This window comes from Dinghuibacter silviterrae (assembly GCF_004366355.1).
In the GTDB taxonomy this organism is placed as follows: domain Bacteria; phylum Bacteroidota; class Bacteroidia; order Chitinophagales; family Chitinophagaceae; genus Dinghuibacter; species Dinghuibacter silviterrae.
The window spans coordinates 1,494,240-1,517,420 of the sequence record NZ_SODV01000001.1 but is presented as its reverse complement, the minus strand read 5'-3'; the positions used below and the strand labels follow the sequence as shown (position 1 = coordinate 1,517,420).

At 56.4% G+C, this 23,181-nt stretch carries 17 protein-coding genes; 5 read left to right on the top strand and 12 right to left on the bottom strand.

Annotation, left to right across the window (positions count from 1 at the left end; genetic code table 11):
• The first annotated feature begins 69 nt into the window (after positions 1-69).
• Positions 70-957, top strand: coding sequence for a hypothetical protein (locus tag EDB95_RS06725; RefSeq protein WP_133991850.1), 888 nt, complete (start codon positions 70-72; stop codon positions 955-957).
• A 23-nt stretch (positions 958-980) separates the two neighbouring features.
• On the opposite strand, the gene EDB95_RS06720 is transcribed toward EDB95_RS06725, so the two are convergent.
• Both EDB95_RS06720 and EDB95_RS06710 read right to left on the bottom strand, forming a co-directional pair.
• Positions 981-1,346 (bottom strand): helix-turn-helix domain-containing protein, encoded by a 366-nt coding sequence (locus EDB95_RS06720; RefSeq protein WP_133991847.1) that lies wholly within the window; start codon positions 1,344-1,346, stop codon positions 981-983.
• Positions 1,347-1,654: 308 nt separating this feature from the next.
• The gene (locus EDB95_RS06710) at positions 1,655-3,415 is read right to left on the bottom strand and encodes a hypothetical protein (protein ID WP_133991841.1); all 1,761 of its coding nucleotides are present in this window, start codon (positions 3,413-3,415) and stop codon (positions 1,655-1,657) included.
• A gap of 102 nt (positions 3,416-3,517) precedes the next feature.
• Between EDB95_RS06710 and EDB95_RS06705 the strand changes: the two genes are divergently transcribed.
• Complete coding sequence (locus EDB95_RS06705; RefSeq protein ID WP_133991838.1) at positions 3,518-5,317, top strand: alginate lyase family protein; 1,800 nt, start codon at positions 3,518-3,520, stop codon at positions 5,315-5,317.
• On the opposite strand, the gene EDB95_RS06700 is transcribed toward EDB95_RS06705, so the two are convergent.
• Together EDB95_RS06700 and EDB95_RS06695 are read right to left on the bottom strand one after the other, a co-directional pair.
• A complete protein-coding gene (locus tag EDB95_RS06700) occupies positions 5,286-5,891 on the bottom strand; it encodes a short chain dehydrogenase (RefSeq protein WP_133991835.1) in 606 nt (201 codons plus the stop codon). The two genes, EDB95_RS06705 and EDB95_RS06700, sit on opposite strands and share 32 nt — an antisense overlap.
• A gap of 47 nt (positions 5,892-5,938) precedes the next feature.
• Entirely contained in the window at positions 5,939-6,793 is an 855-nt protein-coding gene (locus tag EDB95_RS06695; RefSeq protein ID WP_133991832.1) for a helix-turn-helix transcriptional regulator, read from the bottom strand.
• A 29-nt stretch (positions 6,794-6,822) separates the two neighbouring features.
• Between EDB95_RS06695 and EDB95_RS06690 the strand changes: the two genes are divergently transcribed.
• From EDB95_RS06690 to EDB95_RS06675, 3 genes are read left to right on the top strand one after another with little or no spacing between them, the layout of a single operon-like run.
• Positions 6,823-7,398 (top strand): Crp/Fnr family transcriptional regulator, encoded by a 576-nt coding sequence (locus EDB95_RS06690; RefSeq protein WP_133991829.1) that lies wholly within the window; start codon positions 6,823-6,825, stop codon positions 7,396-7,398.
• A 57-nt stretch (positions 7,399-7,455) separates the two neighbouring features.
• Positions 7,456-8,319: a DoxX family protein gene (locus tag EDB95_RS27700; RefSeq protein WP_246073550.1), complete on the top strand. Its 864-nt coding sequence runs from the start codon at positions 7,456-7,458 to the stop codon at positions 8,317-8,319.
• 23 nt (positions 8,320-8,342) lie between these two features.
• On the top strand, positions 8,343-10,631 hold the full coding sequence (locus tag EDB95_RS06675; protein ID WP_133991826.1) for a right-handed parallel beta-helix repeat-containing protein: 2,289 nt from the start codon (positions 8,343-8,345) through the stop codon (positions 10,629-10,631).
• Positions 10,632-10,673: 42 nt separating this feature from the next.
• Here EDB95_RS06675 and EDB95_RS06670 read toward each other — a convergent pair whose 3' ends face one another.
• From EDB95_RS06670 to EDB95_RS06635, 8 genes are all read right to left on the bottom strand, one after another.
• Positions 10,674-12,794, bottom strand: coding sequence for a hypothetical protein (locus EDB95_RS06670; protein WP_133991823.1), 2,121 nt, complete (start codon positions 12,792-12,794; stop codon positions 10,674-10,676).
• Between the two features lie 11 nt (positions 12,795-12,805).
• Positions 12,806-13,546 carry a DUF3823 domain-containing protein gene (locus tag EDB95_RS06665; RefSeq protein WP_133991820.1) on the bottom strand — a complete coding sequence of 247 codons (741 nt, stop codon included), beginning with the start codon at positions 13,544-13,546 and terminating at the stop codon, positions 12,806-12,808.
• An 11-nt stretch (positions 13,547-13,557) separates the two neighbouring features.
• Positions 13,558-15,477 (bottom strand): RagB/SusD family nutrient uptake outer membrane protein, encoded by a 1,920-nt coding sequence (locus EDB95_RS06660; protein ID WP_211352055.1) that lies wholly within the window; start codon positions 15,475-15,477, stop codon positions 13,558-13,560.
• Between the two features lie 4 nt (positions 15,478-15,481).
• Positions 15,482-18,643, bottom strand: a complete 3,162-nt coding sequence (locus EDB95_RS06655; protein ID WP_133991814.1) for a SusC/RagA family TonB-linked outer membrane protein — start codon at positions 18,641-18,643, stop codon at positions 15,482-15,484.
• Positions 18,644-18,729: 86 nt separating this feature from the next.
• Complete coding sequence (locus tag EDB95_RS06650; protein WP_133991812.1) at positions 18,730-21,183, bottom strand: hypothetical protein; 2,454 nt, start codon at positions 21,181-21,183, stop codon at positions 18,730-18,732.
• Positions 21,184-21,266: 83 nt separating this feature from the next.
• Positions 21,267-21,833, bottom strand: coding sequence for a pentapeptide repeat-containing protein (locus tag EDB95_RS06645; RefSeq protein ID WP_133991809.1), 567 nt, complete (start codon positions 21,831-21,833; stop codon positions 21,267-21,269).
• A 4-nt stretch (positions 21,834-21,837) separates the two neighbouring features.
• A complete protein-coding gene (locus tag EDB95_RS06640) occupies positions 21,838-22,281 on the bottom strand; it encodes a hypothetical protein (RefSeq protein WP_133991806.1) in 444 nt (147 codons plus the stop codon).
• A gap of 13 nt (positions 22,282-22,294) precedes the next feature.
• A complete protein-coding gene (locus EDB95_RS06635) occupies positions 22,295-23,074 on the bottom strand; it encodes a helix-turn-helix transcriptional regulator (protein WP_133991802.1) in 780 nt (259 codons plus the stop codon).
• Positions 23,075-23,181: the final 107 nt, after the last annotated feature.

Below are 23,181 nucleotides of genomic sequence, written 5' to 3'. Positions count from 1 at the left end.
ATCTTCTGACCGGCGGCAGGTATTTTAACGCTTTCCACAGTCCCCCAAAATGGTTATATTAACAGTACCATGCGCGAATACGCTTCAAAAAATGCTGACCGTTCTCCGGCGGCCGAGGTCGAAGGACGGAAGGGAAAAGCCGTCGCACCTGGTAATGTCGTACAACGGAAGATTCTGTATAAAGGCACTCAGTACAATAGGGCGGAGCTGTTCGACAAAACTAACGCTAAGATATTCGACGAGATATTGGCCTTAGGCAAAATCGCCGGCTACAATATGGGCGGTGTGAGCAAAATGGCAAACGACGGCAAAGTGTACGACGCGGAAAATAACTTTGTCGAAGCAGACGTCGCCCTTGAAAAGACGCCGCAGGAGCGCCGGATAGAGGCCAGCCTGCCACACGCAAAAGAAGTCACGCTGGAAAAAAGAACCAGAGACTATCCGGATGTCAAGACGCTTTTTGCGCCGATCGATAAGGCGATCATCGTCATCAACGACGGTCATTACCAGTTTGTAGGCACCAGCGGGCTCATCAACTGTGTGGAGGTCATGATCGAATACCATACGGAAACCGACAAGGGGTACCTGGTGGCGCACGTCAACGGGGGAATCGAGGACGACGAAGCCGAGATCAGGCGTCAGCTTACCCTCATGCTGGAGACCCTTGGCCAACACCTGCGCAAGGAGATCAACTGGGCCGAATTCGAGGAGGATTCTCCGACAAAAAAGATCACCCTGGTCCGCAGCGCCAAGCTAAAAGAGCAGAACATGATCGTCAATATGCGCAACATCCTGGCGGAAAGCGGGGCGCACATGCAACTGGTCAACAGCAATTCGGCGTCGATGGAGATCACGGCGGACGGCGCCCGTTATTACGACAATATGCCGGATAAGCCGAACGTAAGTCCACCTGAGACGGATTTTCGCAAAACGGAGGGCTATCCGTTTAAAGAATAGGAAGGTCATAGACCATAGTCCGCTCATGCTTTTTCCAAAATAAAATTCCCGTCAATCCCCAATTTTTCATGCACCGCTTTCAAAAAGGAAACGTCAGGCTTCCTTTTCCCACTGAGTATTTGTGAAAGCTTTGACGTGGCAATACCAAACATGGCCGCCAGCTGTACCTGCGTGATATTCAGCTCCTCAATCTTATCCTGCACGATGGTTGCCACTGTTACGGGCAAGGGCATTATTTTCAACACATGATCTTCATAGTATTCAATAGCCTTCGACAATAATTCTATTTCCGCAGCTTCAGCTTCAGAAATATGTACATCCCCTTTATTCATGAGACTATATACCTTGTGGACAGCTTCTTTGTACGCTTTGTTACTCTTTATTTCCATCTTCTATAATTTGTTGTAGGTGACATTGGCCGCACCAGTGCGCCTATTTAGCTTATCGTATTCGGCGTGATTGAACGTCTTTTTCATATCCGAAATGCTGGCCCATTCCTCACTTTTTGTAATCAAATACCAAGTGTTAAGGGGCTCAGCGACAATAGGATGTTTCCGGGCAAATCTTTCAATCGTCGATTTCGCAATAATCACCACATTGCAAAAATACAAATAATTTCTATTTTAGAAACATTTCACTATTTGAAATAAAAAAGCCGGGGTCTCCCCCGGCTGTACAATGATGTAGAATCAAGCGCTCAATAATGCCTCATCCCCGTATTCTTCCCCGGTGCCGGCACAGGCAACGGCTGCAATTTCCTAAACACGTGGCTCAACCTGCTGGGATCCAGCGATTGGTGACAGGTAAAACAGGTCGTGGTATCCGACTGGAAATAGGTCTCCATGGTGCTGTTTGCAATCAGGCTGGTCCCGATGGCGCCCCCGGAAGTGGAATCGGCGGGATAGATGGCGCCGTTGGGGGGCGTTCCGCCGAAGGTCCAGGTGGCGCCGATGAGCAGGTAATTTTTCCGGACGTCACCGACGGGAATCATATCGCGGATCGAATTGTTGATGGAAATGATTTCCGTATTGGACGCGGAGGCGCTGGTGTCTTGCTGGTTGGGTACGGTATGCATGGCAGTGCCCCATGGATATTCCTGCAGGGTATTGCTGGGGCTGATGGTTTGACCGGCGTTTGCTATTATGGTATCACCGTTCGCGATCATGTGAGAGATGTTGAACGTCGACGCCGGTGCGGAAGCATTCCCGTTAAACAGCCAGCCGGTACCGGTATCCGCGGGGACCGTCTGTACCTGACTATTTTTGTCGATGTATTGATAAGCGGCGTTGGGGGTATTGCTTTCGTGCTCAAAGGTCGCCCAGATCATTTCGGGGTGGCCGGCCACACTGCCCACCACGTGTATGCCCGTCAACGCCAGCCTGACCTTCTTTTCGCTCTTTGGTACCCAGAGGGTGCTGGACACCTTATCGTAGGTGGGGACGATGGCATCGATGATGACATACCGGCTCGTATCGGTAAGACTGTCGGCGATGACCCAGGAGGTTTTTATTTCCATGGCGAGTGCGTTCGTGTCGGCCGTTATGGGATATCCGTTTATACGGGCAAAAGCAATGATGCTGTCCATCTCGGGTATGGTCGTGGGGAACTGGTTGCCCGCCATGTAATGATATTTCTTGTTGACGGCAGTCAGGAAATACGCGTACATATTATTGACCATGGTGATGTAATAGACCAGCGACCCATTTTGCGACATCAACACATCGCCGGTGGCCTGTCCTGCTTCCGAATCTACCTGGCGGCCGTTGGCGTCTACAAAAACAGGGCCGTTGGCCGTTTGGAATTCCTGGAGCACTTCCGCGGGGTTCCTGAGGCCGAGGAGGGGCTTGGGTTGTTCGACCGGCTTACCCGTCTTGTCCCTAAACAAAACGATGCCGTTTGCCCCTTTCTCCACGGAACCGAGTTCCACGGCTTTGCCCAGTTGATTTTTCACCATGACCTTTTCACCGGGTTTGTGAACGACCACCTCGTACAGCCGGCCATTTTTGGCTCTAAACAAAGGCAGCCTGTCGGGACCATCTTTTTGGAGGTTGCTGGTCGCACGGAGAAGCTGACCGGGCTCGTGCTTGATCAGATGCCTGGCCCCGGTGCTATCGGGTGGTGACACGGTATAAAACACCGGCGATTGCATCACCGTACCGCTGGTTCCGGAATCCGGCGAGGTGATCCAAAGGAACATCCGCTCCGACCATTGGTAGAACTCGCAGTTGTCGAGGTGACCAAAGGTGTCGCTGCCCGCCGGGGTGACGAAGCCGTTTTTTGCGACTTTGCCGTCCCTGAACCAGGTTTTAAAGGAATCCAAAGGAACGGTACAGGTGGGCAAGGCGTCCGCCGGCAGGTGGACATAAGAATAGGCCGCGGAAGGGGCCGATGGCGGGTTGCTACAGGCATACAGTAGCAGGACGACGCCAGCAATCGTGAGGTGGTTATGGGCTTTCATGGCGCTAAACTAATCGCCGGCCGGAGCCGCACAAGCGTGAAAACACGTGATTCCTAATAATATTCCCGTTGGGAATGCGAAAGATCGTTTGTACCTTGATTTATGCGCAAATGCTTATCGCTCATCCTATTTTTGGCCGCCGTCTGCCCGGTGGCCGCACAAGACAGGATCGCCCGGACATACAAAAAAGGGGACGCCTACCGTTATAAGCTGACCTGTACCAGCTGGCAAAACAAAAATTGGACGTCGACCACCGTTTCCATCTGTTTGCTGACCGTTGTGTATGACAGCCTTGGCACGCCCTACGACGAGGTCCGGTGGGAGTCATCCGTCAGCACCACGCAAAAGGACACCGTCACCCACGCGGTGGACCGGGTACAGCCTTACCGCATCTCCCTGGCACCCGGTGGCAGCATCCCCCTACCCCCTTTGACGGTACCCGATATGACGGAACCGATCACGGATTTTAATACTTTTTTTGTGGCCATATCACCCCAGGCAGGTGTGAACCACCTTTCCAGGGTCGGCGACAGTTTTGCCATGCCGTCCCCGGTCATCGGCCGTTTTGGCAACGGGGTGAACATCCTGAAAGGGGAGGACTGCATACAGACGACCCTGTATTTGTCCGGCAGCGACAAGGACAAAAATTCCGTGCTGGCCACCTTCATGCCCCCGGCAAAACCTGGTTTGACCTACTTCACCAGCGACATGAATACGCCCGTGGTCAAGGATACCCCAAATAATTTCCAGATGGTCATGCCGGCCGGTGGGGGCAAGTTCCACCTTCAATACGGGCGGGAATATTTCGTCATACAATCGGTCATCCGGAAAACGGACGGCAAGCTGCTCGGCGGCGATATGTACAACGCCCTGACGCTTTCGCTACACGTAAACTGCGACAGTGCGTACCAACACTGCCAGGCGACGCTCCCCATGGCCATCGAGCGGAAGCTGACGGTGGAATTGCTGCAAGCACCCCAGGCCTGCCCGGTCTTTACACCCATGATGTACCTTTCCCAGGCGCCCATTTATTCGGACGCGCGCTCGTCCATCCCCGACACCGCTGCCGAAAGGAAAAACAGGGAGGAAATGGCGGACCTGGGGCATTTCCTGACGTCCATAGAAAAAGCGCTGGACGGGCAAAGTGATACTGCTGCCATAACCTGCGCCTGGTCGGCCTTCCAGTCATGGGCCGACGCCGGTGCGCTGACACAGCAACCACAGCACTACAACCTTCAGGGCACAGTCGCCGTGGGAGAAAACCTGATCGGTATAAATATGCTGGCCCTCAAATTCAAAGCACAGGGATACACGCTGCCTGGCGGTGTGCTCCGCTGGCTGCATACCCTCAATGACCAAAACATGGATTACTACCAACGCGCTACCAACCGGGGGAACCTCTATGTCTGGTCCGGAGCAGCAGCGGCCTTGATGGCCCTCATCGATCGGTACCCCAAGGCGCTCCAATACCAGGATCTGGTATGGCGGGACGCCATGTCCAAGATCAAGGACGACGGTACGATCGACGGGGAGATGGTCCGCGAGCAGCGGGCGCTGATCTACCACCTATTTTCCTTTTCAGCAACTTTAATCCTCCGGTCGGCCCGGGAAGCGCTGGGCTATGCCCCCGAAGACACCCGGGTAAGGTTGCTGGCGGACATGATCGGGAAAACCCTATGCGACCCCGGTACCATGGCGATCACCGCCAAGGCTACCCAGGAGACTCCGGGGGATTGGGCATACAGGGTGCCTATCGGTTTCGGGCAGGGCCTGTTGAGTCAGGACTGGACCCGTTGCGGTATTGCGGCTAAAAACCTGGTCGATCCGGGAACAGGTGGGGACACGCGGCGCAGCGCGGCGACCCTTCAAGCTATTCATACACCTTCAGGATCTTCCCATTAACCGCCCCCTCCACACTCAGGATATAGGCATTCACCAATTTGTCCATCGGCACCAGGTTATATCCCGGAAAAAAAGCCCCATAACGCTCCGCGCTGTCTTCCACCAACCCCGGGCTGACGGCGTTGACCCTTCTGCCATCGGTCATTTCCTGGGCGGCCCCGAGTACAAAACTATTGAGCGCGCCGTTGATCAGCGCGACACAAGTGCCGTTGCGTGCGGGAAGCTCAGCCGCAATACCCGTGGTGAGCGTGAAAGACCCCCCGGGCCGGACAAAAGGTTTGCCCGCGACCACGAGGTTCACCTGCCCCAGCAGTTTGCCTTGTATACCCGGCAGCATCAGCGCGGGCGTCATGTCGTCAAACGGCCCATAGTACCCCGTCCCTGCCGCACAAATGACCGCGTCCAGGACACCCGCTTGCCGGTACATAGCATCAATGGATTCCGGCGATGCGATGTCCACCTGGATCGAGCCGCTGTTCCTGCCGGCAATGATGATGTCGTGACCGCGTGTCTGAAAGGCGGCGGTGATGCACCGCCCGATGGTTCCGTTCCCCCCTACCAATAATATTTTCATTGCGCAAAGATCGCGCGCAGACCCGCGGGCTTGTTAGCCTAAACGGCTCAAACAATAGTCGCTTTGATTCTTCCGGCGGCAGGCGTGTACCCGTATTCCTTTTTAAACAACCGGATAAAGTGAGAGGTGCTTTCGAAACCGCATTCCAGCGCCACCGCTCCCACTTGTTGATTCGTATGCTGCAACAGCATGGAAGCGTGCGACAGCCGCTGGGTCGTGATCCAGGCGTGGGGCGAACATTGATGGCGTTGTTGAAAATCCCGTTTGAATTTCGCCAGGCTACAGTTCGCCAGCCCGGCAAGATCCGCTATGGTGACCGGCTGGAACAAATAGCTGCGGACGATAAAGTCGATGTCCGACGGTTCCGATCCCACCGCTGAACGTATAAACCGCCTCACCTTGTCCCGCTCGCTCCCGGAAAGCAACAACAAAAGTATTTCCTGCTGTTTCAGCGGCAGCAAACTTTCTACCTCGGAAGGCCGGTCTTCAAAGTATCGCCGGAAGCCTTCTTTAAAACCATTGATGGCTGGTGGTGAAGGGAAAACAAGAAATTGCTCGTGGCTGGCTCCTTTCTCCCCATGCACCGCCATCGACTGCAACAGCCTCCCGGGCAAGAACAACATCAGTGCCTCAAAGTCCAGGCCGTCCTCCACATACTCCGCCATGACATAGATACCCTTCCGCAGCAAGACGACCGACCCTGGCGTCGCCTTGACCGTTTCCTCCGGGAAGTGAAGCAGCTTCGTCCCCTTCAGCACAAAAATCAACGTATGCTCCGTCATCAGCACCGTGCGCTGCCCCATCTTCGATTCGATCTTTAGTTTGGCAAAGGTTTCCTTCTTTCCTGTAAGAAAAGACGCATCCGTAGCCTCCGCGGGCGCGGGTGGAAAGCGTGATAACATGCACGCAAGGTACGTATCTTTAACGGCAAATGGACGCCCCCACCGCCATACGCGAAGCCTTCGCCCGCATCCTCCCCCTCCCCGACGACGAGTGGCAGGCGTTCGTTCCACTGCTCGACGTCCGGCACCATCGCAAGGGCGACTTCCTCATCCGCGAGGGACAGGTCGCGGGCCACATCTATTTTTTATACAATGGCGCTACCCGGAACTATTTCTTAAAGGATGGAAAAGAATACACGGTGGATTTTCATTTCAAGGGCGACTTCGTTGCCGCCTACCTGTCGTTTATTACAAGGGAACCCAGCCCGGTCTTTATCGAGTGCCTGGAAGACACCGAAACCGTCGCCATCGCTTATGACCCCCTGCAGGAATTTTATCGCCACTCCCACCAGGGCGAACGGATCGGGCGACTCATGGCCGAACACCAATATGTGCGGCGCCTGAGACGCGAAATGGACATCCTCGCCCTCACGGCCGAGGAACGCTACAAACAGCTCCTCGACAAACACCCAGGTCTCATCAGCGCACTCTCCGTCAAGCACTTATCCTCCTATCTCGGTATCCAGCCCGAAAGCCTCAGCCGTATCCGCAAGACCCGAAACTAACATACATCATTCCGGACACCGGTACGCAACAGGATATTTGAGGAAAAATAAGTGTTTATGAAGCCACTCTTCATATTAGTACTCACCTTCCTGCTGTCGCTCACGTTCCGCAGTGTGACGACGGCCGGCAACATCGCGATGTGCGTCATGCTCTGCTTCACCGCGCTGGGTCACTTCAAATTCACAAAAGGAATGACCCTGATGGTGCCCGGTTTTATCCCCTTCAAAAAGGAAATGGTCTACGCCACCGGCGTCGCCGAGGTCCTCCTCGGCTTCGGGTTGCTCGTCCCTTCTCTCCGGTTATCTTTGGGTCTCGTCCTGATCGCGCTTTTTGTGCTGATGCTACCCGCCAACATCCGCGCCGCGGTGCACCACATCAATTACGAGACCGGGACCACCGACGGGAAGGGCGTCGGGTATTTGTGGTTCCGCGTACCGTTGCAGGCGTTCTTTATCGTGTGGGTGGTGTACTTTTGCCTCATGTCCACCCCCACGGAAAAACTCGCCTTCAAAACCGCCGCCAAGGCGCATGCCGAAAGTGTATTGCGCGAGCGCATGGCCGCGGCCCAGCAGGCCATGGATATGGCCCAGGAGTCGGCCAATAGTGAGGAAAAAAGCTCCGCGGGAGACAAATATGAAACCGGGCGGGCGATGGGGCATCTGCAAAAGGATATGCATGCCCGTCAGCTCGCGGAGTCGGTGAAGGAGCTGGCGGCGTTGCACGCGGTCGCCGGGACGATGGTGGTAACGGAGGCAATGGCCTTTTTTATCGGGGCCGGGCTGGGCAGGCAAACGTTGGAAGGCTGGGAGGTTATTTTCCTTTCCCCCCAGGCACCCCTCGCCCAGGTGTTGCAGGGCAAAAAGATAGGAGACCCTATCGTTTTTAATAAAATAACGACGGTAATCCGGGATATTTTTTGATATTTAGGGCAAACCCCGACGCCATGAAAGCCCACCTGATCGCCGCCCTGGCGCTGCTGCCGGTCGTACATGTCCGTGCGCAAAACAATCCCGTCTGGCAACTCCGGAAAGATCCGCCCAACTGCCAGACGGCATTCACGATCCCTTTTACAACGCCGAAAGGCGACCGCGTGTTGAGCGCCGATAGCCGCAAAAGCACCGCCGAGTGGAATTCCTGCCTGATCATACCGGCGGGGCTGATGAAGGCGGGCAAGGAATATACGATCACGATCGACTACGAGGTGGTGGATCGAAGCGGACCGGACAACTACTTCTACGTCTTTGTGCGCTGCGACCGGCTGGGCATCGGCGCGGATCAATGGCGCCGCTGGAATGACGACCCGGGGACCGTGGGTACGACAAAGCTCCGGGTGTCCGCCCTACAGACCTCGGACTTTTACATCGTGATGGGAATCCACCGGCAGGCGGCCGTCCGGATCAGGGATATGCGGGTGGAGCAGGGGAATGGGTGGGTCTCCGTGCCCCTAACGGGGGCTTCGCCCAGCGCGGGCGCGGCACCGCCGCCGCTGCCCACGGGCGCCCAAGACTTCAAAGTCGACCCGCCCAAAAATCCAACGGGCCCGGTCCTGAACCTCGCCGACTTTGGCGCCGTGGCCGACGGCAATGCCCCGCCGGCAGCGGGCCCCGACCGGAACCTGGCCGCCTTCAAGGCGGCGCTGCAAAAGTGCCGCGAAGTAAAGGCCTCCAAACTGATCGTGCCCAAGGGCGTGTACCGGATCACGTCGGGGCAGACCATCCACTTTGACTCCTTACAGGATTTTGTGTTTGACGGGGGTGGGGCTACTTTTCTTTTCCATCTGATCAAAGGGGGGCATGGGATGGTAATCAACCATTGCCACCGGGTAGTGATGAGCCATTTCAATATGGACTGGGACTGGTCGATCGATCCGCTGGCATCGGTGGGGCGGGTGACGAAGGTGGACAGTAAGGGCGCTTTTTTCGAGATGCGGTTTGACAGCGCGGCGCCGCTGGATCCGAAACGCTGGCTGTCGATGAATCCACTGGATGAAAAATTGCGCGTTCCGGGACCGGGGCAGGAGTTTGGGGATTTCGGACCCAAAAAGATCGACAAGCTGGACGACCGGACGGTCCGCGTCTGGCCGAACTGGCCGGTGCCGGCAAAGGCGGGGCAACTGTACCTGCTGCGGCATTACAACTATGACAAGATGGCGATCATCCTGGGGAGCAATACGCAATTGTCGCTGCAGGGCGTGAACATATTTTCTTTTCCGGGCGAAGGGTTTGTGGGTGGGGGTGATATGGACCACGTGGAGCTCTTGCGGTGCAACATTACTTTTCCCCCGGGTCAAAGAAGGCCCATTACAACGACGGCGGATGGGTTTCACATCGACCAGTCGCAGGGGTTTATCCGGCTGGAGGGGTGCGACTTTGGGTATATGGGGGACGACTGTGTGAATATCCACGACAACGTGCATTCGGGGGTGCAGCGCGTGGACGCGCATACGCTGATCGCGGTGAACCTGGTACCCTGGCGGTGTCCGTTTACGCCGGGGGACCGGGTCGAGATCCGGAATGCGGATTACTCGCCGACGGGTTTTACGGGGAAGCTGACGGCCGTGACGCCGGACTATAAAAAAAGCACCGTGACCCTTGTCTTTAGCGATCCGCTGCCGGCGCACATCGTGTCGGACGCGATCCTGTTCAACCACCGGTATGGGTCGAACAATGTCATCATCCGGAACTGTTACTTTCACGAAAACCGCGCCCGGGGCGTCCTTTGCAATACGGCGGACTGGCTGGTGGAGGGGAACCGTTTTTACCATAACCAGCACTCGGCCATGCTGCTGATTGCGGACGTGGGATCGAGCTGGAGCGAGGGCTTTGGTGCGAGGAACGTCATCATCCGCAACAACCGCTTCGACTCGTCGAATTGCATCGGCGCGGGCGACGGGGCGGCAGTATCGATCGGCGCGGATTGTAACGGGAGCCCGACCTATTATCCGTTCCTCAGCGGCATCCTTTTCGACAACAATATTTTCCAGGAAATGACGGGGCCGGCGGTCGAGGCAGCGGCGTTTACCAACCTTGTCTTCCGTGGGAACCAGGTCATCAACAAAGAAAAGGCGCCCACCATCGAAAAGATGAGGGGCGCCATCAAAGTGGAACACGGTAACGGGGTATGGATCAACAACAATGTGTGGACAACCCAGCGAGGGATCGAAGCGCCGGGGCTTTATGTGGACCCGGGGACCACGCAGCTGATTGTCAGCGGGGGGAACCGGCTGCAATAGCGGCGGGCAATGCCGCGCCGCACTGCGCTCGGGGCACGCCGCTCACCAGCGCAGGCGCACCTGCACGCCCTCCGGGCTATTCCCAAATCCCAGGAACAACGTATGCGACACCTCATTCCAGGAGGACGACACATCGGGCACCGGCGCCCCATTCACGTCGGTCACCGAGACCGAAACCGGCCGGGACGGTAACCACACCCTGCTGGCATCGATCGTTGCGGCCGGACTTTTAGCGACAAAAGCAAAACTGCGGCCGGAGACCCGCGCGGAATATATCCGCGACGCCGAAGCCAGCACGGACGGCCCCGCCGGCGCACGGCGAAGGTCATACAGCAACGCTTGTTCCCCGGGCAGAACGGTCTTCGAGGCCAGCACCGGAAGCATAGGATCGAACAGGTCGATCACCGGTCCGTGCACCACATAAGCCGCGGTATCGGGATTTTCGTCGAGGACCGAAACGATGTCATACGGCCCGCGTTCGAGGTAGAAATTGTTTTTAACGGAGAGGGCGCCGTAGGCCTGGCGAACGGTCCGGACATACGCGGTGTCGCCGGAAGCCTGTAGAACAAACTCTTTCGGGTCTTGCCGGATCACATAGACCACACCTTTACCGACGGGAAAGCGACCGGCCCCTTCTACCCCAAGCAGTTTGAACAGGTGCTGGGAGGGAGCAGTAAAAGAATTCCCTTTCGTATCCCACCACTCCATCACGTTCTGATAAGGATCGTCGTCACGGCCGCAATAGATCAGCGTCCCGCCCTTCCGGACCCAGTCCGCGATATACCGGTGTACGGAAGGGGACATGGGTTTCATGTTGGAATAGCTCATCACAAGGACCTTGATGTGGCTGAGGGTGGCGGGATACTGCAAGTTCTCCATATGTACGGTTTGTACGGGAATCCCCCGTTTGATGAGGGGCAGGGTTTGGCCGTAAAAATTGGAGAATTGGGGATCGTCGTACCCGTTGTGGGTCGGGAAACGCTGAAACATCAGCGAATTGCCCATCAACACGCCGATGCCGGAAGAGCCGGAAATGCGCCGGACAGACCGCGGCATCGCATTCAGCACATTGATCATAACCTGCATCTGGGTGGAGTAGTACTTCGGGATCAGCACCGCGGAGTCGCTATTCGCCAGCTTGTAGGGACGGGTGTAGATGCGCTCGGGCCAGGGCATGACTTCGTAGTTGTCAACGCCGGGATACAGGATTTCGGCGGTAAAGGTCGCCTGGTAGTTCTTTTTGTAATCGGCCCAGTCTCTCGGCCGGTCTTCGATGGGATCGGTTAAAAAGAAAAGCTTCCGGCCGGTGGGGGCGGTCATCGATACCATCGACCCGTATTCCAGGTAGGCGTTTTCAAACACCCGCTCCTTTCTCAACCCGTCGAAATAGGTCGGTTCCCGGGAAGTTCCCGTCCATACCTGGGCAATGTAGCCGTCTATACCGGGCAGCGAGGCGAGGCTGGCTTCGGGGCTGACGATTTGCCAGGAGGAATAATTAACAAGAGAGTGGGTGGCGATGTACACCTTTACGGTTGCACCTTTCGACAAAGCATAGGCCTTTGCATAGTCCGACACTTCTTTGATCGCATGATAGTACAAATGGTACTTGAGCTTGTTGGACAAGTAGGTGTTTTCGGGGGAAGCGTCCTGCGGCCTCCAAGGGAAGCCATAATACTTTTGCCACTCCTCCTTAAACGGCTGGCTATACCCCGCGCGCGCCCAGAACTCGGGCTCCTCCAGAAAAACCGTGTGGATACCGGCGTCGATCACGCGTTTGACCACCGCGGTTTTCATATAGTCGATAAACGATTGGACGGGGACGACGTATGGCATGTTGTGGCCGTGCCAGATGGTATCCCCATTTTGCTGGACCTGTCCTACGCCCAGGTGGTTTTTTCCATCCCAGGCACCAAGAAAATAATCAAAATACCCGCCCCAGGCGATCCCGGTCATAAACGCGAGCTGGTAGCCGCGGTCGCGCCAGGACCGCACCCTTTGTTCAAACGTGAGGTGTAGCCGGTCGCTGACGCCATACACGATGGCCATGTCGGAACGGACGTCGATCTGGGGGATCCAGGGGCTGCTCGTCTGGAACGCGGTTTTCTGCTGCGCAAAGCCTGTCAATGAAAAGCCCAAAGCAAGACAAAGAAGGGAATATTTCATGTACACTAAAATTACGGATACGTCACCGACACCGGCGCATTATAGTTATACTCATCAAGCCCCGCATTGATGCGCGCCCCCACCCGGAAGTACACATCCTGCGCGGGCAGCGCCCCGCCGATGGTCGTGAGGGTGATGACCTGCCCCAGGAGGGCGGTGCCGGTGGAACCGGAATAGGAGTTGAGCTTGGAGTAGCGGGGATCGTAGTTGTAGTTACCGTCGTACTGGGTGTTGCTGACATACAGGTTGATGTCGGTGATGTCCTGTTGGTAGTTGGGGTTGTTGGTTCCCCGGGTGACGATGAACTGTACGGTTACCGTGGTATCGGGGTTGAGGACCGGTTGTCCCACCCAGGTGATCCGCAGGTAGGGCTGGACGCGGAAGTGAAGGCTGTCAATGCTCTTCAGGACGATGTTCTGGCTGGAATCGGAGGTCACGTTGCCATTGGCATCGGTTTGGACGAGGGGCACGAAGGGGCCTTCGACCGATACATTATAGGTCGCCGCAAAAATCTTGGTATCGTTAAAGACGCCGCTTTGCATGGACTGGAAGTATTGGGGGACCGGGTTGCTGCTGTAGCTGGTCTCCAGGAGCTTTACCCGGGTGCCGCCCCCGCCGGCTTCGGTTTGTACGGTTTGGCCGGTGACCTCGTCGATAGTGCTCCCGGCGATGGTGCAGGAGGGCGCGGGATAGTTGTCGATCTTGTTGCAGGCGGCACAAAAGAGCAGAGCAACGATATAGTAGCGTTTCATTGTCAGAAGTTTTAATAACCTGGATTTTGAATAACATTCGTACTCTTCGAAATAGCCCCCCCGGGCAATTGCTCATAGTACCACCGGGGATCGTAGGTGTAGACGTCGTTCCGTTCATCGGTACGGGCGTCGAAAAAGTACTTACCCGCGGTGGAGGAATAAAAGGGCATCAGGATCCGGTAGATGGTCCCGTTTTGCTCTTTGGCGAAAATCCGCCAGCGTTTGAGGTCCCAGTAGGTCTTGTTCTCAAAGGCAAGTTCCTTGCGGCGTTCGTAACGGACGGTGTCCATGGGAGTGGTCCCCACCGTGGTCCAGGTAGTGGCCCCGGCGCGGGCGCGGATGAGGTTGACGTCGTTCATGGCGTCAGTGAGGTAGTTCGCACCGCCCTGGGCGTTGTACAGTTCCATCGCGGCCTCGGCGCGGTTGAGCAGTACCTCTGCATACCGCATTTCAATCCAGGTCTGGGTCTCGTTGTTTTCGAGGACCTGGGCAGTGGGCAGGTTGGGGTTGAGCCATTTCCGGACGGAAAAACCGGAAATCGCGCACGTCTGGTCGCCGGTGAAAATACCGCTTAACCCGGCGGGGTTCATGAGCGTGCTGTTGGGCAATGAATAGGGCGTCTGGGTGGCCGTGGACGAGGTGACGAGCTGGGCGGTGGGGTATTGCGCCCTTGACCCGGCGGGCAGGAGCGGGGGGATACCCCCGGCCGACGAACCGGTATAGATCCCGCGGCGGATCTCGATGTTTTGGCCTTTGAACTGGTCTCCTGGAAGGATAACGGTGCCCCTTAACCGGGGTTCGGCGGTGGCGAAGAGGTCCATCGTGTTGTTGTAAAGCAGGTAGTGCCCCGAGGCATCCAGGGTTTGCAGGGTTCCGTCCGGGTTTTTGGGAAGCCCGCCGAACATCTCCACGAAGTTCAGGGTGGGGTTGACTTCGGCCGAGTACCCGTTGGGGCCGATGAGTTGCCGGGGAACGTTATACGCGTCATAGCCATGGACGGAATTGGGGTACTGGTATTCCCGGACAAAAATATTTTCCTTGCTGGTGGCGTCGGAAAAAAGATTGACGAAGTTCTGGTACTGGGCGTTGGGGTCGGTGGCGGACCAGGACGTCAGGTAGAGGCTGTAGACCCCGTCGAGCGTTTGGGCGGCGGCGTAGGCTTTTTGAAAATACGGCGCCGCGTCGGTGGCGGGCATGCCGCAGAGCTGGTTGTGGGCATTGTCAAAAAGCGTGACCGTATTGTATTCCGCGGTGGAACCGGCGTACAGCATGGCCCTGGATTCGAAGGCTTCGGCTACGTATTTGTTCGCCCGGCTGCCGTCGGCGTCGTCGCTGTTGACGGCGGGCAGGTTGTTGATGGCATACGTAAAGTCCGCGTCAACCTGGTCCCAGCAGGCTTTTTCGGAGGACCGGGGGATTTGCAGGCTGTCGGTGCTTTCACCCGGTACGTAGCTGAGCACCTTGTTGACCAGGGGTATGCCGCCAAAACGCTTGACCAGCCCGAAATACGTCATCCCCCGGATAAAGTACGCCTCGCCCAGCCACTGGCTGACCTGGGCGGAGGAAAAGTTACTGGCATAAGTGGGCAGGGTCTGGATGAAATAGTCACAATCCCGGATGGTGGTATAGGAGCCGCCCCAGATGTCCCAGTTCCAGCCCCCGAAATTTTCCTGCATGGCACCCGTCTGGTCACGGCTCAGGGCCTCACCCGTGGTGGCCGGCGTAGGGCTGATGATCCAAAAGAAGTTGATCCCCCGGGCGGGCGAATAGCGAAAGTCCTCCATGGGGAGCTCGCTGTACAAACGGGCCATATAGGCCTGGATGCCCTGGCTGGAGGTAAAGATGTCGCTGTCCTGGATGATGTTGATGGGAGGGATATCCAGTTTCCGGCAGGCGGTTAAAAGAAAAACGACTATAAGAATTTTTTTCATTGCGTTAGAATTTGACATTAAGACCGACGTTGTACAGTTTGTCCAGCGGGTAGAGATACCCGTAAGTGCCCGAGGGATGCTCGGGATCGACATACTTGACCTTGGTGATGGTCAGCAGGTTGTATCCGCTCAGGAAGACCCGTACGCCCTTGATCCCTACGTGTTGCAACAGCTTTGGCGACAGGGAATACCCCAGCTCTGCGCTTTTGAGTCGCAGGTAGGCCGCATTTTGAAAGTTGGCGGTGGAGTTGGTCGCGGCGGTGGTGCCGGTATACGGATACTGACCCGATACCCAAACCGTGTTGGGGTTGTAGGGGTTGGCCGTCGGATCTGCGGGGTGCCAGTCGTTCATAAACTGGGAAAGGGCGCTGCCGCCTCCCCAGAGGGGTATGTTGAGTTGTTCGATGTACGAGACATTGTAGATCCCGCTCCCCTGGAACAGGAGGGACACGTCGAATCCGTCGTATGAACCGCCCAGTGTAAAGCCGTAGGTGATCAGCGGGAGGATGGGCGTACCGTTGGGATTGCCGCCATAGGCGATCGGGTGGACCTGGTTGCCGTCGATCACCCCGGTGCCATTCCAGTCCTGGTATTCGTAATCGCCCACGACCGTGCCCCGGCTGACAAAGATCGGGCTGTTGAGGATCTGGCCGTAGTTCTGGTACTGCCCGCTTACGCCGTAGCCCCACTGGATCCCCTGGTTCCGGTAGGCCTGATTGTACAACCAGTCCAGGTATGAGTTCCCTTGTTTGGCTTCGGCGTAGGTGGTGTTCATCGTCCGGGCATAAGAGAACGTCGCTTTGACGAAGTAGTTGAATTTGCCGACATGATTCCGGTGGGTGACCTCGAAGTCAAAGCCCCGGGTCCTGTCCCCGTTGAGGTTTTGTTCCGGCAGCGATGCCCCCAGCACCTCGGGGACCTGGAGGATGGACGTAGCCAGGAGACCCGAACGGTTGCGCACAAAATAATCCACAGACACGCCCAGCATGCCGTCCCAGGCGTCAAAATCCAACCCGGCGTCCAGGGTATGCGCGGTGGCCCACGTCACTTTGGGGTTGGGGATACCGGTGCTTTGGACGGCATTGATAAACGAACCGTTAAACACCGACCCGCTGGGAAGCTGGTTGTTGTTGCCCGAAGCGGGATAGTTGTACCCCGACAGGAACTGGTAGTAGAGCTGCCCGTCGTCCCCCAGCACCCCGTAGGTGGCGCGAAGTTTTAGGTTGTTGATGAAGGAGAGGGCCGACATTTTTTTCCAAAAATTTTCTTCCGATACCCTCCAGCCCAACTGACCGGATGGGAAAAAACCCCATCCCTGCCCGGGGGCGAACTTCGAGGACTTATCGTCCCTGAAGCTGAATTCCGCCAGGTACCGGTTTTTGAAATTATACGTCACCCGGCCCACAAGGGAGTTGGTGGCATAGTTGTACAGGGCCGTATTTCCTCCGTCCTGGGTGGCGTTTTGCAGGGCGCTGTTCCCGGCGACGATCTGGTCGACCGGTATAGACAACTGGCGGTAGGCGGCGAAGTTGTCCGCGCTTTGGGCATTGCCTTCCAGCAGGAGCAGCGCCCCCACGTTGTGCGCCCCGGCAAAAGTGCGGTTGTACGAGAGCGACAACTGATCCGTATTTTGCGGATACTCGTAAAACTGCCGCTGGACATAGTTGGGCGAATTGTTCAGGGTGGCGTTGTAGGTGCTGTTCGCCGCGTTGTAGGTATACAGGTTAAAGGATTTTTGGAAAAGTTTGTTGTCCTGTACCTGGTAGTTGTAGCTGAAAAATCCGCGAAAGGTCAGGCCGTCGATGTAGGGGATGCGGTAGTCGAGGCTGATGGCCCCGTTGAAAAACTTGTTGTTCAGCGTGCTGTACCCGTTGACCGAAGAATTCATAAAGGCCACGGGGTTGCCCCCGTCGACGATCCCGTTGGTCAGGTATTGCGGGTTATTGTTGGCATAGATGGTCTGGACCGGCAACTCCCGCCAGGTTTCCCGGACCGTCCACCAAAAGGACTCTGCCGGCGCGTCCTTCTGGTCCATAATAGCACTCAGGTTCAGGTTGACCGTGATCCTTTTGCCGATTTTGCTGGTGATGTTCGAACGGACGTTGTAGCGTTTGTAGCTCAGGTCGTTGCTTTGCAAAAAGCCGTCCTGGTCCATGTACCCGGCGCTCAACAGGTAGGTCATGTTCTCCGAGCCCCCCGTGGCGGTCAGGTTGTGCTGTTGCTGGGCCGCCGACTTTTTGAACACCGCGTCGTACCAGTCGGTGCTTTTATCGGTCCCGTTTTCATAAGCGGCAAAATCGGCCGCGGTATAGACGGGGATCCCCCCGTTCGCATTGTGCAACGCCAGTTGGTTGACCAGGGTCATGTATTGAATCGCGTTCACCGGTTTGGGCAGACCGGAGGGCACCTGAAGACCGTAGGTCCCGGAATAACTCAGTTGCAGGGTCCCCGCGTGCCCCCTTTTGGTGGTAATCAGGATGACCCCGTTGGCGGCCTTGACCCCGTACACGGAAGCGCTGGCGTCCTTGAGCACTGACACGCTTTCGATGTCGTTCGGGTCTAGCCGTGTCAGGATGTTGCTGGAACCCACGCTGTTGTCCCCGTTGTTACCGGTCACCGTAAAATCCGGCATTTCGACCCCGTCGACGACGATCAGTGGATTCCCCATCCCCCGGATCGAAATATTGTTGGCAAAATCACCGGGCTCCGCCGTGTTCTGGACCACCTGCAACCCGGCGACCTTACCGGTGAGCATGTTTTCCACGTTTTCGTTTTTGGTGGTCACGATGTCCGCGGCATTGATCGAGGACACCGCCCCGGTGAGGGACCCCTTCCGCTGGGTGCCATACCCCACCACGACGACGTCATTAAGGCTGGCACCCACCGGCGACAGGCTCAGGTCGATCGTTTTCCCGTCGCCCACGGCGATTTCCCGGGTCCCGTAATGGACGTAGCTGAATACCAGGACCGCCCCCCTGGCGGCCTGGATGGTGTACTTACCGCGGGCGTCGGTGACCGTGCCCTCCTTGGTCCCCTTGATCAACACGGAAACCCCCACGAGCGGGGCTCCTGTTTCGTCAAGGACCGTCCCGCTCCTGGGGACGGTTTGTGCAAAAACGGTTAAGCTGAATAAGAGGATGCTGGCAAGCATCGTACATTTCTTCATAAGAACTAGTTTGATGGTTTGGTCAGGTGCCAATGATACCCCCGGGGGTATTAAAAAAGGGGTTAAAAAGGGGGTTAACGGGGGATTTAATTGGTTAACCCCTCGAAGCTGACATGGTAGGCAACACCCAGCGACCGCTTATAGTCCTCCGTAAACTGGTCGTAGGCCTTTTTGGAATAGTCCAGCCCCTTCAGTCGTTTATAGACCTTGAGCTGGTACCGCAGCGCCTCCTCGTTAAAGGCGTCCATGGACAGGATCAACCGGGCGACCCCCAGGGCCCGTTTCAGATCCCTGGCTTCGTACAATTTCCGGAGTTCGGGGGTCAGGAACGCCATCAATCGTTCCTCGTAGTCGGATATATAGTGATCCAGGAGGGATTCCGGTAAGTCTTTCAAAAGGGGACCGCGCGCCATCAGGGGGAAGGGGTCCTGCCCCTTGCCGTCCTGGTGTCGGAGGACATCGTCAACCAAGGTGTAGTCGCAAAAAAAAGGCTCGTTTATCCGAAAGGTATACGTATCGCTCAAAAACGACAGCTCGATCCCATCGATGTCGCCGATGATGTTCCGGAGGTGATTAAAGGTGACCCCCCGGATGTTTTTGGTCTTGGCCGGGTCCTTTTCGGGCCAGAGTTTGGCCGAAATCTTTTTGGAGGAAATGCCCTTCCCTTCCTTACTGTGGAGCAGGATCAACACAAACAACTGCTTGATCTTCGGGCTGAAAAGGTGTGTGATGTCCTTCCCTTCCCGGTCAAAAACGGCAAATTCGCCCAACATATAGACCGCGTTCCGGTCGCGTTCCACCGGAGCGGGAGCCGGGGGCTGCAACGCCAGGGGAGGCTTTTTGAAACGCCGCACCAACAGCCAACCCAGCGACGTGGCGAGCCCGAGCGCCAACCCCCAAATCAGTATCCCCCACCGCCGGACAGGGGGATGGAGCGACCGCAGGTAGGTACTGGTGACGACCGGCGGGGCTGCCAGGGTGTACAAGCGGATGACCGAGCTCCGGCGGTCGTTAAACTCCTGGATCGCGCACAGGAATTCATCGGTCTCGCGGCTGTAAAAGAGGTTGATGTCGCTTTCGATCCGCATGGACGTCACCGGGATGGGCGCGCTGACCGTTTCGTAGGCGCCATCCGCGATCGAAAACCGGTACAGCCTCAGTTCGGTTTTAGCCACCTCGTGGGGATAGCAAAGCGCATAGAAATACTTTTTGTCCGCCGACAACACCAGGTTATTGGCGGGTACGAAAACATCCTTGCCCGGGGCCGACAGGGTCCAGCACCGTTTGACGGTATGCGTGCGTAAGTTGATCCGGTAGAGGTCGTAGTATTGCTTCCCTCCAACCACCTGGCTGCCCGATTCGTTCCCATAGCCCCCAAAAAGCAACAGTTCCTCCGGCCGGTCAGAGGGACCCGTGGCCGCAAAAAAACGCGGGCTGATGGTATCCCCCGTAAAGGGGACCTTTTGCCAGCCGGAGTCGCCATACCGCAGGAAATCATTGTGATAGCTATAGGTCCCATAGCCTCCGAAGAGGTAGATGCTGTCCTCGCGCGCATCATAAAACACGTTGTGGTGGTGCAACTGGCCGGGCAGGGTTGCCTTTCCGACGGTCTCCCACGTCAGATGGTTGCTGTCCAAGGTCAGGGAAGCCATGCTGGGCATCCCTTTTGCTACATCGAAGAGTTCGTAGACATAGCACTTGTTCCGGGGGATATTAACGATGCTTTTGCCCAGGACCAGGGGAACCGGCAACGGGTTCGTATAGGTCTGGGATGACAGTCTTTGCGTCCCGGGCCGGTAGCGGATCAGGGAATCCTTTGTAAAAATAAACAGGTCCTGCTCCAGGGGATTGTAATTCAACCCCGCCACCTCCCTGAAGGCCTGGGTAAAAACCGGCTTCCAGAAATAAGAGGCGTTGATCAGCCAGACCGGGTTTTCCACAAAGCCCCGGACGTCGCCCTTGCTGTCGTGGATGCTGGTGCCGCTCCACTCATCCAGGGGAAAAAAATACCGGCGACGGTCATCGGCGACCTCCAGGTTCCGGATGGCCATATTGGGGACCTCCGTATAGTATTGATTCTTGCCAAAAACAAGGTTGGCCGTCATTTCTCCTTTAAAACCCAGCTTATCCGCCCGGTACACGGTGCTGTCCAGGCGGATGGTCACCCGGTCCCCGGTGAGGTCCAGGTCGATCCTGCAGGTCAGCCAGTGTTTTTTTTTGAGCTGGGCACCCGACAGCGGGATCACGATCTTATTGCATTTCCGGTCGATGTTAAAGTTCAGCGTACCCTTGCCGTTCATATACAGGTAGCTCAGGCTGTACGAATTGTCGTTGTCCGAAAGGTTGAAAATATACCCCAGGTGCGAGTTGTCCCAAAGGGAAAGATCAAAATCGATCAAAAGATGGTCCCTGAAGAGGGGAGGCTCGGGGCCAAAAACGTGCAGGGATGTCCTTTGGGTGAGCAGGCTGTCCTCGGAAGCAAATTGCAGACCTTGTGCGCAGGCGTCTAGTACTGGATAAGATAAACATAGGACAATCAATAATATGGGCCTACATATTTTCACAAGCGCTCGATTAGGTGTAGGAACCACCAGGGGTGCCTCCGGCGCTAATTTAGACAATTTTAGGAATCCACGACGATCCCATACCGCTGCAAAAGTCCTGCCAGCCCCTTTGCCGAAAAACGGGCTTTTGCCACCTTGTTGTACTCCGGGTCGATGACAAAATCAAAGGCGTACCGCAGGTCGGCCTTCGTGAGAAGGGTGTCGTGAAAATTAGCCTTTGTCAACGTACAGTTGTCAAAAACAGCCTCCGTCAGGTCTGCTTCCGAGAAGTCCACTTCGTGGAGCTGCGTGTCTTTGAAAAGCGTGCCCTTTAGTTTGGTGCCAAAAAAAGACGAATGGTTGAGGCTGCAATCCTCAAAGCTGAAGGAGGTACCGAACTTGACACAGTGATGGAACAAAAGTCCCCACATCCGGCACCGTTTAAACGCCACATCCCGGAACGCCGTGTTGGTCAGCACGGCCAGGCTAAGGTTGCAGCCGTCGAAGACGCACTCCGAAAACTTCCGGCTGGACAGGTCCGGGAACACACAGCGGTCAAACCGGCATTGCTCAAAATGCCCGGTCTCCAGGTTTGTTTGTCCGAAGTCCACCTGATCAAACACCTTGTCTGCGGTATACCCTTCCATACCGCTAAAGATACGCCTTAAAGTACCAGCGTGCACCCCAGGCGACGGGTGCGCCGATGGCGACGATCAGGATCACCAGGTTGATCACCTTTAACCATAGCGGCATAGGCCTGGGTGGCGTCTTCGACAGCGGGATGACCACCAGATTCATGATGACCCAGACGACCGTGCCATAGCTAACGGCAGCGCCTGCCGGGTGTTGTAACGGCCAGGACCAAAGGGTACAAAGACCAAAATAGGCTGCTGTAAATGCCAAGGCAATGACCATGTGGAGCGCTACCCCCGTCGGCACCATGTAGCGCCCGTTAAACGCCCTCGGTCCGTACAGGCCGCTGGCCACAAACCGGAATACCGCGGCCGGTGGCCGTTTGGCAAGCGTCCAGGCAAGAAGTGAAGCGGCCGCCCCATCCAGAATGCCGGCCAAAAGCCCGATGAAAAAAATACCCATACCTTTTTGGAGATCAAAAGTATTGCCCCCTGCTGATCCCGGTTTTGTAAAAACGCGACAATTCCGAGGGCAGGATGCCCGCATACCGCTTGAATTCATTGGTGAGGTGGGCGTGGTCGTGATAGCCCAGGTCATACGCCATCCTAAGGAGGCTTTCCTCCCCTGCGCTCTTAAGGTGCCTTAGCACTTCCTGGAAGCGGGCGATCCGGATATATTGTTTGGGAGCGATCCCCACATTCCGTTTAAAGATCCGTTCCAGGGTCCGGGGGCTGACGTGGCAGCGGCAGGCCAGATCGGCCACCGGCTGCGGTTCACCGCAAAGCATATCGTAAATCCCCGGAAAGTCATAGCGGGTTTTCCGTATCCGCCCCTCCAGGTAGGCATCCAAACGAGTATTCCTGTCCGGAATAAGTTCCATCAGGGGGCGCAACACCGGATCGGAAAATTCGACAAGGCCGTCCACTGCCGTTTCCATGTATACCCGGTATAGGGTATAAAGCCCGCCCGGCTTGAAGCGTATGCCTGTTAGTACCGTGTCAGGAGCGGTCTGCAACAGCCCGTATTCCGTCATCGTGCCGCCCAGGAACAACCTACCCGGCTGCAATGCAATAGCCTTGTCTGTATTGGCTTTGGGGGCGAAATAGGCCATAGATGCCCCCAGGTTCACCATGAGGTCTGCGCAACCGTCTGCATACACCCGCCGTGTCCCCGGCCGGCCCGTGCTTAACCGCAACCAATACGCATCCACAAAAGGTTTTAGCGGCTCCGACGGCGGATATTCGGCGTACGACATGACGCCAAGGTAACCATTATGTTAAAACTCTGTGAGGATCCCGCTTTAACATTGCCCTTAACAGAGTTCGCCTTACCTTTGACTTATCAAATTAAGCAAGCAGTCAA

Coding starts and splice junctions, on each gene's coding strand:
- EDB95_RS06725 (WP_133991850.1), top strand. CDS start 70: ATGCGCGAATACGCTTCAAAAAATGCTGACCGTTCTCCGGCGGCCGAG.
- EDB95_RS06720 (WP_133991847.1), bottom strand. CDS start 1,346: ATGGAAATAAAGAGTAACAAAGCGTACAAAGAAGCTGTCCACAAGGTA.
- EDB95_RS06710 (WP_133991841.1), bottom strand. CDS start 3,415: ATGAAAGCCCATAACCACCTCACGATTGCTGGCGTCGTCCTGCTACTG.
- EDB95_RS06705 (WP_133991838.1), top strand. CDS start 3,518: ATGCGCAAATGCTTATCGCTCATCCTATTTTTGGCCGCCGTCTGCCCG.
- EDB95_RS06700 (WP_133991835.1), bottom strand. CDS start 5,891: ATGAAAATATTATTGGTAGGGGGGAACGGAACCATCGGGCGGTGCATC.
- EDB95_RS06695 (WP_133991832.1), bottom strand. CDS start 6,793: ATGTTATCACGCTTTCCACCCGCGCCCGCGGAGGCTACGGATGCGTCT.
- EDB95_RS06690 (WP_133991829.1), top strand. CDS start 6,823: ATGGACGCCCCCACCGCCATACGCGAAGCCTTCGCCCGCATCCTCCCC.
- EDB95_RS27700 (WP_246073550.1), top strand. CDS start 7,456: ATGAAGCCACTCTTCATATTAGTACTCACCTTCCTGCTGTCGCTCACG.
- EDB95_RS06675 (WP_133991826.1), top strand. CDS start 8,343: ATGAAAGCCCACCTGATCGCCGCCCTGGCGCTGCTGCCGGTCGTACAT.
- EDB95_RS06670 (WP_133991823.1), bottom strand. CDS start 12,794: ATGAAATATTCCCTTCTTTGTCTTGCTTTGGGCTTTTCATTGACAGGC.
- EDB95_RS06665 (WP_133991820.1), bottom strand. CDS start 13,546: ATGAAACGCTACTATATCGTTGCTCTGCTCTTTTGTGCCGCCTGCAAC.
- EDB95_RS06660 (WP_211352055.1), bottom strand. CDS start 15,477: ATGAAAAAAATTCTTATAGTCGTTTTTCTTTTAACCGCCTGCCGGAAA.
- EDB95_RS06655 (WP_133991814.1), bottom strand. CDS start 18,643: ATGAAGAAATGTACGATGCTTGCCAGCATCCTCTTATTCAGCTTAACC.
- EDB95_RS06645 (WP_133991809.1), bottom strand. CDS start 21,833: ATGGAAGGGTATACCGCAGACAAGGTGTTTGATCAGGTGGACTTCGGA.
- EDB95_RS06640 (WP_133991806.1), bottom strand. CDS start 22,281: ATGGGTATTTTTTTCATCGGGCTTTTGGCCGGCATTCTGGATGGGGCG.
- EDB95_RS06635 (WP_133991802.1), bottom strand. CDS start 23,074: ATGTCGTACGCCGAATATCCGCCGTCGGAGCCGCTAAAACCTTTTGTG.